Origin of the sequence: Nocardioides sp. YIM 152588 (assembly GCF_040191335.1) — a bacterium.
GTDB lineage: Bacteria > Actinomycetota > Actinomycetes > Propionibacteriales > Nocardioidaceae > Nocardioides.
Window position 1 is genome coordinate 86,052 of the sequence record NZ_JBEGDJ010000004.1, and the last position, 14,821, is coordinate 100,872.

The window sequence follows — 14,821 nt, forward strand, 5'->3', positions numbered from 1 at the left end:
CTCATGCCGACCGAGAACGCGACCCCGAACGTGCGCGTCGCCGTCCTGATCGACGCCGACAACACCTCCCCACGCCACGCGAGCGCGCTCCTCGCCGAGCTGGCCCAGTACGGCGTGGCCACGGTCAAGCGCGCGTACGGCGACTGGACCACGTCGCAGCTCACGGGCTGGAAGTCACAGCTCAACCAGCACGCGATCGCGCCGGTCCAGCAGTTCGCCTACACCACCGGCAAGAACGCCACCGACTCGGCGCTGATCATCGACGCGATGGACCTGCTCTACTCCGGCAACCTGGACGCGTTCGCACTGGTCTCCAGCGACAGCGACTTCACCCGGCTGGCGACCCGGCTGCGCGAGGGCGGCAAGACCGTCTACGGGCTCGGGCTGCGCAAGACGCCGGCCTCGCTGGTCGCGGCCTGCGACACGTTCGTCTACCTGGAGCTGCTCGGCGACGACGAGGACGACGACAAGCAGGACGCGTCGGCGGACACGGCGGCCGACGGCGAGGACCCGCCGCCGCCCAACCTGCAGAGCCTGCTGACCCGGGCGGTGAACAAGCAGTCGCAGGACGACGGGTGGGCGAGCCTCGGCGCGATCGGCCAATACCTCCGCTCCGCGAACTCCTCGTTCGATCCCCGGCTCTACGGCTTCGCCAAGCTGGTCGACCTGGTCGAGGACCAGCCCTACCTGGTCGCCGAGAAGTCCGGCAACGAGGTGCGGGTCCGCGTCAAGGGCGTCCCGAGGACGGCCGCGAAGAAGGCCCCCGCGAAGAGGGCCCCCGCACGGAAGGCCGCCACCAAGAAGACCGGCGGCTGAGTCCGGGTCAGACCGGGTAGGACTGCACGAACTCCGTCAGCCGCGCCAGCTGGTCGGGGTCGGTGCTCGGGATGACGCCGTGGCCGAGGTTGAAGATGTGGCTCCTCGCGGCCCGGCCGGCCTCGATCACCTCGGCGGCGCGGGCGGTCATCACGTCGGTCGGGGCGAAGACCAGCGTCGGGTCCAGGTTGCCCTGGACGCCCCGATCACCGACGACCTCGATCGCGCGGTCCAGCGGGGTGCGCCAGTCGACGCCGACGATGTCGGCACCGGCGTCGCCCATCTCGGCCAGCAGGTTCGACGTGCCGACACCGAAGTGGATCCGCGGCACGCCCAGCTCGCCGACCTCGGCCAGCACGCGGGCGGAGTGCGGCTTCACGTAGCGGACGTAGTCGGCCGGGGTGAGCGCGCCGGCCCAGGAGTCGAAGAGCTGCACGGCGGAGGCGCCGGCGGCGACCTGGGTGGCCAGGAACGCCGAGGCGATCCCGGCGATCTTGCGCATCAGGGCGTCCCAGACGTCCGGCTGGGAGAACATCAGCGCCTTGGTCTTGGCGTGCTCCTTCGACGGCCCGCCCTCGACGAGGTACGACGCCACGGTGAACGGCGCTCCGGCGAACCCGATCAGCGGCGTGCCGCCGTTGACCGTCGCCAGCTCGCCGACCAGACCGCGGACGGCCTCGGTGATGAAGCCGATGTGCTCCGGGGTCAGGTCCGGGATCGCCTCCACGTCGGCCAGGGTCTCGACGGGCTTGGCCACCACCGGGCCGACACCCGGGACGATGTCGAGGTCGACGCCGACGGCCTTGAGGGGCAGCACGATGTCGGAGAAGAAGATGGCCGCGTCGACGCCGTAGCGGCGGACCGGCTGCAGGGTGATCTCGACGATCATCTCCGGGTCGGCGCAGGCGTCGAGCATCGCGACGCCCTCGCGCACCTTGAGGTACTCGGGCAGCGAGCGACCGGCCTGCCGCATGAACCAGACCGGGGTGTGCGGCACCGCCTCGCCGCGGGCCGCCTTGAGGAATGCGCTGTCCACCAGATCCGTCACAGTGCCCAGGGTCTCAGGTCGACGGCGTGGGGTGCACATCCAGAGGCCCTCGAACGCCTACCCTGAGCACCATGGTGGCCCGGCAGGAGACGCACCGGGGGTCAGGCAGCGCCGTGCCCCCGGAGTTCGTGAGAGCGGTGGCCCAGCTGCGCTCGGCCCGGTTCCGGCCGGAGGTCTTCTGCGAGGAGATGCCCGCTCCGCAGCGGATCGCCCCGCACGCCTCGGCCCTCTCCGCCGACGTGACGCTGGACGACGTGGAGGTCGCCACGGGGCGACTCGTGCTGCTGCACGACCCGGCCGGCAACGACGCCTGGGAGGGCACGTTCCGCTGCGTGGCCTACTGCCGCGCGGAGATCGACGCTTCCCTGGCCACCGACCCGATGCTCACCGAGGTCGGCTGGACCTGGCTGATGGAGGCCCTGCACGCGCACCGTGCCGAGCACGTCGCCGCGTCCGGTACCGTGACCAGGGTCGCCACCGACAGCTACGGCACGATGGCCGACGAGCCGGGCACCGCCCAGCTCGAGATCCGGGCGTCCTGGACGCCCGCGGACCCGGACCGGATGGCGCCACACGTGGAGGCATGGGCCGAGCTGCTGTGCACCGCGGGTGGCCTGGAGCCGGTCCCCGACGGCGTCGCGGTGATGCCGTCCCGGCGAGGACAGCGAGGCTTCACCCCCTGATGGCAGCACCCGAGAAGGACCAGCGGGACCAGGCTGAGACGGCCGACGCCGAGGAGCCGAAGCCGCTGCTCCGACTCGCTGACGGGCTGCCGCCGGTGATCGAGACCGAGGGTGCGCTCGCGGAGTACTGCGCCGCCGTCGCGGCCGGCACCGGCCCGATCGCCATCGACGCCGAGCGGGCCTCCGGCTACCGCTACTCCAACCGCGCCTACCTGATCCAGGTCAAGCGCACCGGCGCCGGGATCGGGCTCATCGACCCGATCGCCTTCGACTCCCTGGACCGGCTCCAGGAGGCCTTCGGCGACGCCGAGTGGATCCTGCACGCCGCGACCCAGGACCTGCCGTGCCTGGCCGAGGTCGGGCTGCGCCCCGCGGCGCTCTTCGACACCGAGCTCGCCGGACGGCTGCTCAACTACCCGCGGGTCGGGCTGGCCACCCTGGTGGAGACCCTGCTGGACCGCCAGATGCTCAAGGAGCACTCCGCCGTCGACTGGTCGACCCGACCGCTGCCCGAGCCGTGGCTGGAGTACGCCGCCCTCGACGTCGAGGTCCTCGTCGAGCTGCGGGACCTGATCGCCGACCAGCTCGTCGAGGCGGGCAAGGACGACTGGGCGCGCCAGGAGTTCGAGAACCTGCGCGGCTTCGAGCCGACCCCGCGGGTCGACGCCTGGCGTCGTACCTCCGGCATGCACAAGGTGCGCGGGCGGCGGTCGCTCGCCGCGGTCAAGACGCTGTGGGAGGCCCGCGACGAGCTGGCGGCCAAGCGCGACGTGACGCCGGGACGCCTGATCCCGGACTCGGCGATCGTGGCCGCCGCGTCGGCGATGCCGACCAGCCGCGGCGCCCTGATGGGCACCCAGGGGTTCCACGGCCGCGGCGCGTCGCGGTTCGCCACCACCTGGCTGGACGCGATCGAGGCCGCGGCCGAGATGGACGAGGCCGACCTCCCCTCGCGCAACGCCCGGAGCGACGGACCGCCGGTGCCGCGCGCCTGGGCGGAGAAGGACCCGGTCGCCGCACGCCGGCTGGAGCTGGCCCGCGCCGCGATCGCGGCGATCGCCGAGGAGCAGGACCTGCCGCCCGAGAACCTGCTCACCCCCGACCACCTGCGCCGGGCGATGTGGACGCCGCCGAAGCCGCGGGACCCGGTCGCCCTGCTGGAGGGGCTGATCGACCAGCTCACCGCCCTCGGCTCGCGCAGCTGGCAGGTCGGGCTGACCGCCCCCGCGCTCGCGCAGGCGGTGCTGGACGCCGACGCGGCGCAGGCGTAGCCGCCCGCTCGCCCGCTCAGCCCCCGGTCGACCCGCCCGACGCGTCGGACCCGCCCGACGCGTCGGACGCGCCCGACGCGTCGGACTCGCTCGGCGACTCGGTCACCAGGGTCGGGTCGAGCAGCTGGCGGGAGCGCTCGTCGATGGCGTCCAGGCGGGCGTCGAGGTCGTCCAGCACCGGCCGGGTGAAGAGCTGGCGCACCTGGGGACCGACCAGCGCCTCGACCTCGTCGTAGTCGTCGATCAGCGGCATCAGGTTGATGTCGCGCAGGGTGTCGGTGAAGACGCCCGCGTGCGCGGGCGGCAGGCCGAGCTGCAGGAACGCCTCGGAGAACGCCACCTGCAGGTTGGTCGGCTGCAGGTAGCCGGTCTCGGCGACGCGGGAGACGGCCTCGTCGCTGACCAGGTAGACCAGGAAGTCGGCGGCCCGGCCGATCGAGGTCTGGTCGCCGGTCGCCCCCAGGCACACGCCGAGCAGCTGGCCGACGGTGTCGGTGGAGCCGAGCGAGGGCATCGGCATCACGTCGAAGGTCAGCCCCGTCACCTCGCGCAGCTCGGGGGTCAGGTCGCGGTAGCCGGCGACCATCCCGACCTTGCCCGCCTCGAACCAGTCCAGGCCGGACCGTCGCTCGAGCTGCTCGCTGCTCAGCGTCAGCTGGGGGTCGCGGAGCACCTCCAGCGTGCGGCGGATCGCGTCGGTCGAGTCGTCCTCGCCCAGCGCCAGCGAGGTCGGGCTCGCCGTGTCGTTGAAGACGTCGCCGCCGCCCGAGAGCACGAACGGCGCCAGGCCCTCCAGGGTCGGCTCGATGTAGACGCCGCGGACGCCGCGGCGGGGACTGCTCGCGAACTCGGCGGCCGCCCGGAACTGGTCGAGGCTCCACCCGGCGTGCTCCCGCTCCGGCACCGGCAGCCCGCGCTGCGCCATGGCGTCGAAGTCCACCAGGTCGGTGTTGAGGTACATCACCATCGGCGAGGAGGCGTAGGGCATGCACTGCAGGTCGTCGTCGGCCGAGAACGCCGAGACCGAGTCGCGCGAGTAGTCGTCGCCGATGTTGAGGCCGCGGGCGTCGAGCAGGTCGAGCAGCGGGACGTTGCGCTCGTTGTCGAGGGTGTCCGCGAGGTCCTCCCGCGAGAGCAGGTACAGGCTCGGGGAGATCTCGCCCTCGCGCAGCGCGGACGCGAGCTCCTCCGCGGTCGGGTAGGTCAGCAGGGACACGCGGGAGGCGGTCGACTCCTCGTTGTAGGCGTCGACCACGTCCTGGTAGGCCGCGATCTCCTCCGGCGACCCGAACACCGCGAGCTCCAGGTCGGTGGGACCGGTCTCGGTGGTCCCGACGGTCGGCTCGCTGCCCGCGGGCCGCGGTGCCGGCGACTCCGGCCGGGTCCCCGCGATGACCACCATCGCCGCCACCACCGCGATCACGACGACCACGACGACCAGCGCCGTGCGCCAGCCCAATCGACCCGCACTCATCCGCAGTCCACGCCCCTGTTCCTGCGGGCCGGCACCCGCGCCGGGCACACCCTACCGAGGGGCCGGAAGGCGGCGGGCCGGCGAGTCGGAGCGAGCACGCCGGACCGGGAGCGCCTCACGGCGCAGGGCCGCTCGTAGCGGCTAATTTTGGGACCCGGGGCTGCCGCGGCCCGGCGTGCTCGCGTTGACGATTGTAGGCGGTCAGCCCAACGGGCGCCGCATCTCCAGGTGCCCCGCGGCCTCGAGCTGCTCGGCCAGCGCGAGCATCCGGCGGACGCCGTCGGCGTCGGCCGCGCCCTCGGCGCCGGGCAGGTGCGCGCGGCCGACCGCGACCACCCGCGCGAAGGCCGAGGCGCGGAACAGCACGTCCGCGAAGTCGCCGGTGCCGATCCCCCGGAGCACCGCGTCCACCATGGTCCGCAGCTCGTCGGGGCCGGGCGGGTCGGCGACGCCGGCGACCACGTGGGCGACCTCGGCGCTCCGGCGTCCGGCCTCGAACTCGGCCGCCACGCCGGCGGCGTCGGCGTGCACCCAGGAGCGGAGCACGAAGAGCCGCCACAGGCAGCCGGCGAGGGTGTCGGCGGGGGCGCCGGACCAGACCTCGGCGATCGCCTCGATGCCCTCGGTGTCGGCCAGGTGCACGATCCGCTCGGCCACCGCCGCCTCGTCGTCGCCGCGCGCCCCGCGGACCAGCAGCACCGCCGCCCGGTCGGCCGCCTCGCTCAGCGTGGCCGGGTCCGTCCCGCCGACGAAACCCTCGAAGAAGCCGCCGTCGCGGCGGGCGGGTCGGTGGTGCGGCCGGGGGCCGGGCGTTGCTTCGGGCACCGATCCAGCGTAGGTCGCCGGGCCTGACCCCGTGCACGCAACCCGGAAGCCCGGGTCAGGCCAGCCGGTCCAGCGCCTTGCGGATCCGCACGTCGCTCACCTTGCCGTCGGTGCCCATCGCGGACGCCCACAGCGAGACCCGGTACTCCTCGAGCATCCAGCGGACCTCCTCCAGCCCGGCGCCCGCGGGCCGGCCGGCGGGCAGCGCCGCCATCCGGTGCAGGTAGGCCTCCTGGAGCGGGCCGACCCGGTCCATCGACTCCCGGTCCTTCACCACGGCACCCATGCCCTCACCGAGGCGGGCGCGCCGCTGGCGCATCGCGGCCAGGTACGTCGGGTAGCGCCGCAGCCGCGCCGGGCCGGCGCCCGCGCTCGGACCCCCCGTTCCGCCCGCCGCGCCGCCGATGAAGCCGTCGAAGACCAGCCGGCCGGCCTGGGCCTGGAGGTCGGTGAGCGCCGGCAGCAGCGGCATCTCGACCCGACCGCTGAGCGCCTTGTCGGTCTCCCGCCAGGACTCCAGCGTGCGCAGCACGAGCTGCAGGTGGTCCCGGACCGCGTCGGCGGCGCCGGTGCGCAGCGGCGCCAGCAGGGCGTCGTACCGGTCCTTCGTGCGGGGCACCTCGCCCGCCAGCCGGTCGAGGACGACGGCGCGCAGGCAGTCGGCGAGCAGCGCGTCGATGCTGCGGTAGGGCGAGCCGGCGAGCGCGAGCCGGTCGGCCATGGGCAGCGCGTCGAGCTGCCCCTTGAGCGGGGCGGTCCCGAGCGCGAGCAGCAGCAGCCGGGCCACGCCGTGCCGGTGCCGGTCCGCGGCCTCCTCCGCCGAGCCGAAGATCTCCACGCCGACGGTGCGGCCCTCGTCGACGAGCGCGGGGTGGGCGGTCACCTGGTGGCCCGCGCGGGTCTCGGTGACCTCGCCCGGCAGGTCCCCGAAGGCCCACGTCGTCTCGCCGCTGCGGGCCAGGCCGGTGTCGGTGGCCACCGCCGCCAGGGCCTTGGTGAACTCGCCGGCCAGCGGCGCCTTGAGCGCGGCGAGGTCCTTGCCGCGGGACTGCGTCCTGCCGCGCTCGTCGACGACCCGGTAGGTGGGCCGCAGGTGCGCCGGCAGCCCGGCCAGGTCCCACGACTCGCGCGGGATGTGCACGCCCCGGGTGGAGCGCAGGTAGCGCTCCAGGGCGTCGAGCAGCGGCTCGTCGCCGGGCGGGACCGCCTCCAGGAACTCGCGGGCGGTGTTCGGGGCCGGCACGCACTGCACCCGCAGCGCCTTGGGCAGGCCGCGGAGCAGCTCGGTGACCAGCTCGGCGCGCAGGCCGGGCACGTGCCAGGAGAAGTCCTCGTCGGCGACCCGGTTGAGCGTGGCCACCGGGATGTCGATGGTCAGGCCGTCGTCGCGGGCGCCCGGCTCGAAGTGGTAGCTGATCGGGAACGTCAGCCCCTCCGCCGACGCCCACTGCTCCGGGTAGTCCTCGGCGCTGACCTCCTCGGCCGCGTCGTGGGTGAGCATCGCCGGGTCGAAGGTGAGCAGGTCGGGGTCGCTGCGCCGGGCCTGCTTCCACCACTGGTCGAAGTGCGCCCCGGAGACGACCTGCTTGCCGACGCGGGCGTCGTAGAAGTCGAAGAGCGCGTGCTCGTCGACGACCAGGTCACGGCGCCGGGCGCGGTGCTCCAGCTCCTCCGCCTCGGCCAGGAGCCGACGGTTGTGGCCGAAGAAGTGGTGGCGCGTGGCCCACTCGCCGTAGACGAGCGCGTGCCGGATGAAGATCTCCCGGGAGAGCTCGGGGTCGACCCTGCCGTAGGAGACGGAGCGGTCGGCGACCAGCGGGACGCCGTACAGGGTGACCCGCTCGCGGGCGACGACGGAGGCGCGCTTGCGGGACCAGACGGGCTCGGAGTAGGTGCGCTTCACCAGGTGGGCGCCGATCTTCTCGGCCCACTCGGGCTTGATCTCGGCGTTCTGGCGCGCCCACAGGCGTCCGGTCTCGACCAGCTCGCCGGCCATCAGGAACTGGGGGTTCTTCCGGGCCAGGCCGGAGCCGGGGAAGATCGCGAACTTGGCGCCGCGGGCGCCGAGGTACTCCCGCGGGCCCGGGCGGCGCTGGTCGCGGCCGCGCTGGTTGCCGCGGCCGGGAGCCGGCTTCTCCCGCTCCTCCAGGGCGCCGATGTGGCTGAGCAGGCCCGACAGCAGCGCCTGGTGGATGCCGTCGGCGTCGTAGGCGGCGGTGGTGGTTTCGAGGCTCGCTTCGCTTCGCACCTCAACCACCGGTTCGATGGTCAGCCCCATCTCCTTGGCCACCCGGCGCAGCTGGGACTCGAACTCCTGCCACTCCCGCACCCGCAGGTAGTTGAGGAACTCGCGCTTGCACATCCGCCGGAACGCGCTGGAGGAGAGGTCGCGCTGCTGCTGGCGCAGGTAGCGCCAGAGGTTGAGCCAGGTCAGGAAGTCGGAGCGGTCGGCCTTGAACCGGGCGTGCGCCTGGTCGGCCTGGGCCTGCTGCTCGGCGGGGCGCTCGCGGGGGTCCTGCAGCGACAGCGCGGCGGTGATCACCAGCACGTCGCGCACGCAGCCCAGCCGCTCGGCCTCGATCAGCATCCGCGCCAGGCGGGGGTCGATGGGCAGCCGGGCCAGGCGGCGGCCGGTCTTGGTCAGCCGCCCCTGACCGCTCATCGCGCCGAGCTCCTCGAGCAGCTGGGTGCCGGCCTGCACGTTGCGGCGGTCCGGCGGCTCGACGAACGGGAACCGGCCGATGTCGCCCAGCCCGAGCGAGGTCATCTGCAGGATCACCGAGGCCAGGTTGGTGCGCAGGATCTCGGGGTCGGTGAACTCCGGGCGGCCGTCGAAGTCCTCCTCGGCGTAGAGGCGGATCGCGACGCCGGCCGCGACGCGGCCGCAGCGCCCGGAGCGCTGGTTGGCCGAGGCCTGGCTGATCGGCTCGATCGGCAGGCGCTGGACCTTGGTGCGCGCCGAGTACCGGGAGATCCGCGCGACGCCGGTGTCGACGACGTACCGGATGCCGGGCACCGTCAGCGAGGTCTCGGCGACGTTGGTGGCCAGCACGACGCGGCGCCGCGAGTTCGCCGCGGGGGCGAAGACCCGGTGCTGCTCGGCCGCGGAGAGCCGGCTGAACAGCGGCAGCACGTCGATGCCGCGAGGCCCCTCCGACAGCGGGGCGAGCACCTCGGCGGTGTCGCGGATCTCCCGCTCGCCGGGGAGGAAGACCAGGATGTCGCCGGGCCCCTCGGCGGAGAGCTCCTTGACCGCGTCGACGATCGCCTCGGTCTGGTCGCGGACGATCACCTCGCCCTCGTCGTCGGCGTCGGCTCCGAGGGCGAGGTCCATCAACGGCCGGTAGCGGACCTCGACGGGGTAGGTGCGGCCGGAGACCTCGATGATCGGCGCGGGCTTCCCGTCGGCGTCGGCGAAGTGCTCGGCGAACCGCTCGGGGTCGATCGTCGCGGAGGTGATGATCAGCTTGAGGTCGGGCCGGCGCGGCAGCAGCTGCTTGAGGTAGCCGAGCAGGAAGTCGATGTTGAGGCTGCGCTCGTGGGCCTCGTCGATGATGATCGTGTCGTAGCGGCGCAGCTCGCGGTCGCGCTGCAGCTCGGCGAGCAGGATGCCGTCGGTCATCAGCTTCAGCCGGCTGGCCTTCGACGTCCGATCGGTGAAGCGGACCTGGTAGCCGACGAGGTCGCCGAGGTCGACGCCGAGCTCCTCGGCGATCCGCTCGGCCACCGAGCGCGCGGCGATCCGGCGCGGCTGGGTGTGGCCGATCATCCGCTTGCGACCGTCGGGCCCCTCGCCGCCGCGCCCGAGCTCCAGGCAGATCTTGGGCAGCTGGGTCGTCTTCCCGGAGCCGGTCTCTCCGGCGACGATGACGACCTGGTGGTCGCGGATGGCCTCGGCGATGTCGTCGCGGCGGCCGCTGACGGGCAGCTCGGCGGGGTAGGTGATCTTCACAGCGCCGCCCATTGTTCCCGATGGTGCCCGACGTGTGGGTTTCGCGGGCGGCGTGGGCTACCGTGTCCTCACGGATTGTCAGACAATCTTGCGATCCACTGCGCTCACGCCGAACGAGGGAGGCCCGATGACCACCATGATCCCGACCGCGCACATCAGCACGCCGGAGGCCGTGGAGCGGGCCGAGGCACGCACCGCGCACAACTACCACCCGCTGCCGGTCGTCATCGAGCACGCCGAGGGCGCCTGGATGACCGACGTCGAGGGCCGCCGCTACCTGGACCTGCTGGCCGGCTACTCCGCGCTCAACTTCGGCCACAGCAACCCCCGCCTGGTCGAGGTCGCCCGCGAGCAGCTGGGCCGGCTGACGCTCACCAGCCGCGCCTTCATCCACGACAAGTTCGCCGAGTTCTGCGCCGGCCTGGGCGACCTGTGCGGCAAGGACCTGGTGCTGCCGATGAACACCGGCGCCGAGGCCGTCGAGACCGCGATCAAGGTGAGCCGCAAGTGGGGCTACGAGGTCAAGGGCGTCGCCGCGGACCGGGCCCGGATCATCGTCGCGGCCGGCAACTTCCACGGCCGCACCACGACCATCGTCGGCTTCTCCGACGACCCCGACGCCCGCGACGGCTTCGGCCCGTTCACCCCCGGCTTCGACATGGTCGAGTACGGCGACCTGGCCGCCCTCGAGGCCGCGATCACGCCCGACACGGTGGCCGTGCTCATCGAGCCGATCCAGGGCGAGGGCGGCGTGATCATCCCGCCCGAGGGCTACCTGCGCGGCGTCCGCGAGGCGTGCACCCGCCACGGCGTGCTCTTCGTCGCCGACGAGATCCAGGCCGGCCTCGGCCGCACCGGTCGCACCTTCGCGTGCGACTACGAGGGCGTCGTACCGGACCTATACGTGCTGGGCAAGGCACTCGGCGGCGGCATCGTGCCGGTCTCCGCGGTGGTCGGCGACCGCGACGTGCTCGGCGTGCTCAAGCCCGGCCAGCACGGCTCGACCTTCGGCGGCAACCCGCTCGCCTGCGCCGTCGGCGCCGAGGTGGTCGCGATGCTCGCCGACGGCGAGCCGCAGGCCCGCGCCGCGGAGCTGGGCGCCCTGCTCTCGGAGCGCCTGCACGCGCTGCAGGGCCACGGCGTGGTCGGCGTCCGCGTCCGCGGCCTGTGGGCGGGCGTGGACATCGACCCGGCGATCGGCACCGGCCGCGAGATCTGCGAGCGGCTGATGGCGCGCGGCGTCCTCGCCAAGGACACCCACGGTTCGACGATCCGGCTCGCGCCGCCGCTGACCATCTCCGCCGAGGACCTCTCGTGGGGCCTGGACCAGCTCGAGGCGGTCCTCAGCGACCGAGGGTGACCACGAGCGCGGGGAGCGAGTCGGCCAGCAGCCGGACCAGGTCCCCGCGCTCCACCCCGTCGGGGCGCTCGCACCAGGCGAGCACCGTCTCCTCGGCGTACGCCGCCCACCCGCGCACCACGAGCCGGGTGGCGGCGCTGTCGGGGATCAGCTCACCGGCGCCCTCGGCGCGGAAGATCCGGTCCGTCAGCGCCGCCCGCGCCTCCTCGTAGATCCGGCGCAGCGCCTCGTTGCCGCCGGCCGCGGCCCGCACCAGCGACCGGTAGCCCTCGAGGTTGTCGACCACGTAGTCGACGTAGGCCGCCATCGAGTGGTGCAGCCGGACCAGCGGGTCCGGGTCGTCGATCGGCGCGGTCTGTGCCACCAGGTCGTCGGCGGCGTGCTGGACGACGGCCTCGTAGAAGCCCTGCTTGCTGCCGAAGTAGTGGTAGAGCAGCCCGCGCGAGACGCCGGCGACCTCGGCCAGCCGGTCGATGGAGATCTCCTCGATCGAGCCCTGGCTGAACAGCTGCACGCCGAGGGTCAGCAGCTGCTCGCGGCGTTCGGCGGGCGAGAGGCGCACGCGGCCGCTCGGGGTGGGCGGGGTCACGCCCCGGATTCTATTGACACGCGTTCAATAGCGCCAATACGGTCCCCGGCATGGGGACAACCGAGGTCGACCACCTGATCATCGGCGCCGGCTTCGGCGGCCTCTGCGCGGCGATCCGGCTGCAGGAGGCGGGCGAGCGCGACTTCGTCGTCATCGAGAAGGACACCGACGTCGGCGGCACCTGGCACGCCAACACCTACCCGGGCGCCGCCTGCGACGTGCCGAGCCAGCTCTACTCGTTCTCGTTCGCGCTCAACCCCGACTGGTCCGCGGCCTACTCGCCGCAGCCGGAGATCCTCGCCTACCTCCGCGACGTCGCCGCCGGCTCCGGCACGCTGGACCGCTTCCGGTTCGGGACCGAGGTGCTCGGCGCCCGCTGGGACGCACCCACGCGGCGGTGGCTGGTCGACACCTCCGTCGGCGCGTACGCCGCCCGCACGCTGATCGCCGGCGCCGGCGGGCTGTCCGAGCCCCGGCTCCCCGACATCGCGGGGATCGACACGTTCGCCGGGCCGGTCTTCCACACCGCCCGCTGGGACCACGACGTCGACCTGGCCGGCAAGCGCGTGGCGGTGATCGGCACCGGTGCCTCGGCGATCCAGGTGGTCCCCGAGCTGCGCAAGGTCGCGGCCCGGGTCGACGTCTACCAGCGCACGCCGAACTGGGTGATCCCCCGCAACGAGCGCCGCACCTCCGAGAGGCGGCGCGCGGTGTACCGGCGGTTCCCCGGCGTCCAGCGCGCGGTGCGCGCCGGCGTCTACGCGACGCTCGAGGCGCGGGTGCCGGCGTTCGTCCGGTTCCCGCAGCTGCAGGCGCTGACCGAGGCCGCCGCGAAGGCCAACATCCGGCGCGGGATCGCCGACCCGGAGCTGCGGGAGGCGGTCACGCCGACGTACCGGGCCGGGTGCAAGCGGATCCTGATCTCGAACGCCTGGTACCCGGCGCTGGCCGCCGACAACGTCGACCTGGTCACCGCGGGCATCGACCGGATCACCCCGGGCGGGGTCGTCGACGCCGAGGCGGCCGAGCGCGAGGTCGACGTGCTGGTGATCGCGACCGGGTTCCACGTCACCGACCCGCCGATCGCCGAGCGCATCACCGGCCGCGACGGCCGCACGCTCGCCGAGGTCTGGGCCGCGACCGGGATGCAGGCCTACAAGGGCACGACGTTCCACGGCTTCCCGAACCTGTTCCAGCTGGTCGGCCCGAACACCGCACTGGGCCACTCGAGCATGGTCCACATCATCGAGTCCCAGGTGCGGTACGTCGTCGACGCGGTCGACACGCTGCGCCGATCGGGCTGGGCACCGCTCGAGCCCACCGCCGCCGCCCAGGACGCCTGGAACGAGACGGTGCAGGAGCGGATGGCGGGCACCGTGTGGACCGCCGGCGGCTGCGCGTCGTGGTACCTGGACGCCTTCGGCCGCAACACCACCCTCTGGCCCGGCCACACCTTCACGTTCCGGCGGCACCTGTCCCGCTTCGACCGGGGCGCCTACCAGGTGACCGACCCCAGCCCTGCCAGCAGCCCCTCACCCAAGGAGACCCTCCCCGCATGAAGACCCTCAAGAACCAGGTCGTCGTGATCACCGGCGCCGGCTCCGGCATCGGCCGCGCCATCGCGGTCAACTGCGCCCGCCGCGGCTCGCTGCTCGCGCTCTCCGACGTCGACGAGGCCGGGCTGGCCGAGACCGTCGCGCTGGCCGAGGACGCCGAGGCGCCCGAGGTCCGCTCGGACCGGCTCGACGTCGCGGACCGGGCCGCCTTCACGGCGTACGCGGCCGCGGTCGCCGAGCACTTCGGCCGGGTCAACGTGGTCGTCAACAACGCCGGCGTGGCGCTGGCCGGCGACGCGATCGACCTCTCCTACGAGGACATGGACTGGATCGTCGGCATCAACTTCTGGGGCGTCGTGCACGGCACCAAGGAGTTCCTGCCGCACCTGATCGCCTCCGGCGACGGCCACCTGGTCAACCTCTCCTCCCTGTTCGGGCTGCTCGCGATGCCCGGCCAGAGCGCCTACAACGCCACCAAGTTCGCCGTGCGCGGCTTCACCGAGGCGGTGCGCGAGGAGATGCTGATCGCCGGCCACCCGGTCGGCGTCACCGCCGTCCACCCCGGTGGCATCAAGACCGCCATCGCCCGCAACGCCCGCGTCTCCGACCAGGAGGACAAGGCCGCCACCGCGAAGCTCTTCGACGAGAAGCTCGCGTCGATGACGCCGGAGAAGGCCGCGGAGATCATCGTCGGCGGCATCCTGAGGAACCGGGCCCGCGTGCTGGTCGGCCTGGACGCCCACGCCCTGCACCACTTCCAGAAGCTCGCCGGGAGCCGGTACGAGGACGTGGTGGCCCTGGTGGCCCGCAAGGTGATGCCGGCGAAGACGTCGGTCGTCTGAGGGGCTGGTCGCCGTCGGCGCGGGTGCGCCGTCGGGGCGGGTGCGCCGTCGGGGCGGGTGCGCCGTCGGGGCGAGTGAGCCGTCGGGGCGGGGTCGTGTGCCTGAGAACCCGGTATGGCGATGCGTGAGGCACACGACCCACACCAGACCCGCGCGTGGCCGGCGTCGTGTGCCTGAGAACCCGGTATGCCGATGCATCAGACACACGACCCGCCTCAGCGCCTGAGCATCGGCCTACTGGCCGGCGCCCCAACCGCCGCCGCCCCAACCGCCGCCCTTCTCCCGGTACTTGCGCCCGAGCTTGTCGCCCGGGCCGCGGTCAGGGAGACCAGCGCTCAACCAGATCAGGGCGAGCAGCGCGCCGATGGCGAGCACCAGCAGGATCAACTTGATCATCCATCCCCC

General features: G+C 73.4%; 12 protein-coding genes. 6 read left to right on the plus strand and 6 right to left on the minus strand.

The window, feature by feature from the left end; translation table 11 throughout:
- The first annotated feature begins 3 nt into the window (after positions 1-3).
- Entirely contained in the window at positions 4-816 is an 813-nt protein-coding gene (locus tag ABLM29_RS03960) for an NYN domain-containing protein (RefSeq protein ID WP_349712535.1), read from the plus strand.
- Between the two features lie 7 nt (positions 817-823).
- Here ABLM29_RS03960 and hemE read toward each other — a convergent pair whose 3' ends face one another.
- Positions 824-1,903 (minus strand): uroporphyrinogen decarboxylase, encoded by a 1,080-nt coding sequence (gene hemE / locus ABLM29_RS03965; RefSeq protein ID WP_349712536.1) that lies wholly within the window; start codon positions 1,901-1,903, stop codon positions 824-826.
- Between the two features lie 32 nt (positions 1,904-1,935).
- On the opposite strand from hemE, the gene ABLM29_RS03970 reads away from it, so the two are divergent.
- Positions 1,936-2,547: a DUF3000 domain-containing protein gene (locus ABLM29_RS03970; RefSeq protein WP_349712537.1), complete on the plus strand. Its 612-nt coding sequence runs from the start codon at positions 1,936-1,938 to the stop codon at positions 2,545-2,547.
- A complete protein-coding gene (locus ABLM29_RS03975) occupies positions 2,547-3,818 on the plus strand; it encodes an HRDC domain-containing protein (protein WP_349712538.1) in 1,272 nt (423 codons plus the stop codon). The genes ABLM29_RS03970 and ABLM29_RS03975 overlap by 1 nt, the downstream gene beginning before the upstream one ends.
- 16 nt (positions 3,819-3,834) lie before the next feature.
- Here the strand turns inward: ABLM29_RS03975 and ABLM29_RS03980 are convergent, their stop codons facing one another.
- The 3 genes from ABLM29_RS03980 to hrpA all read right to left on the minus strand — a co-directional run bounded on the left by ABLM29_RS03980 (position 3,835) and on the right by hrpA (position 10,081).
- The gene (locus ABLM29_RS03980; protein ID WP_349712539.1) at positions 3,835-5,292 is read right to left on the minus strand and encodes an ABC transporter substrate-binding protein; all 1,458 of its coding nucleotides are present in this window, start codon (positions 5,290-5,292) and stop codon (positions 3,835-3,837) included.
- A gap of 201 nt (positions 5,293-5,493) precedes the next feature.
- Positions 5,494-6,117: a hypothetical protein gene (locus tag ABLM29_RS03985; protein ID WP_349712540.1), complete on the minus strand. Its 624-nt coding sequence runs from the start codon at positions 6,115-6,117 to the stop codon at positions 5,494-5,496.
- A 55-nt stretch (positions 6,118-6,172) separates the two neighbouring features.
- The gene (gene hrpA, locus ABLM29_RS03990; protein ID WP_349712541.1) at positions 6,173-10,081 is read right to left on the minus strand and encodes an ATP-dependent RNA helicase HrpA; all 3,909 of its coding nucleotides are present in this window, start codon (positions 10,079-10,081) and stop codon (positions 6,173-6,175) included.
- Positions 10,082-10,205: 124 nt separating this feature from the next.
- Between hrpA and rocD the strand changes: the two genes are divergently transcribed.
- Positions 10,206-11,429 carry an ornithine--oxo-acid transaminase gene (rocD, locus tag ABLM29_RS03995; protein WP_349712614.1) on the plus strand — a complete coding sequence of 408 codons (1,224 nt, stop codon included), beginning with the start codon at positions 10,206-10,208 and terminating at the stop codon, positions 11,427-11,429.
- Here rocD and ABLM29_RS04000 read toward each other — a convergent pair.
- A complete protein-coding gene (locus ABLM29_RS04000; RefSeq protein WP_349712542.1) occupies positions 11,413-12,018 on the minus strand; it encodes a TetR/AcrR family transcriptional regulator in 606 nt (201 codons plus the stop codon). The two genes, rocD and ABLM29_RS04000, sit on opposite strands and share 17 nt — an antisense overlap.
- Positions 12,019-12,068: 50 nt before the next feature.
- Between ABLM29_RS04000 and ABLM29_RS04005 the strand changes: the two genes are divergently transcribed.
- Positions 12,069-13,577: a flavin-containing monooxygenase gene (locus tag ABLM29_RS04005; protein ID WP_349712543.1), complete on the plus strand. Its 1,509-nt coding sequence runs from the start codon at positions 12,069-12,071 to the stop codon at positions 13,575-13,577.
- Positions 13,574-14,416, plus strand: coding sequence for an SDR family NAD(P)-dependent oxidoreductase (locus tag ABLM29_RS04010; RefSeq protein ID WP_349712544.1), 843 nt, complete (start codon positions 13,574-13,576; stop codon positions 14,414-14,416). The genes ABLM29_RS04005 and ABLM29_RS04010 overlap by 4 nt, the downstream gene beginning before the upstream one ends.
- A gap of 234 nt (positions 14,417-14,650) precedes the next feature.
- On the opposite strand, the gene ABLM29_RS04015 is transcribed toward ABLM29_RS04010, so the two are convergent.
- Positions 14,651-14,812, minus strand: coding sequence for a hypothetical protein (locus ABLM29_RS04015; protein ID WP_349712546.1), 162 nt, complete (start codon positions 14,810-14,812; stop codon positions 14,651-14,653).
- Positions 14,813-14,821 lie beyond the last annotated feature (9 nt).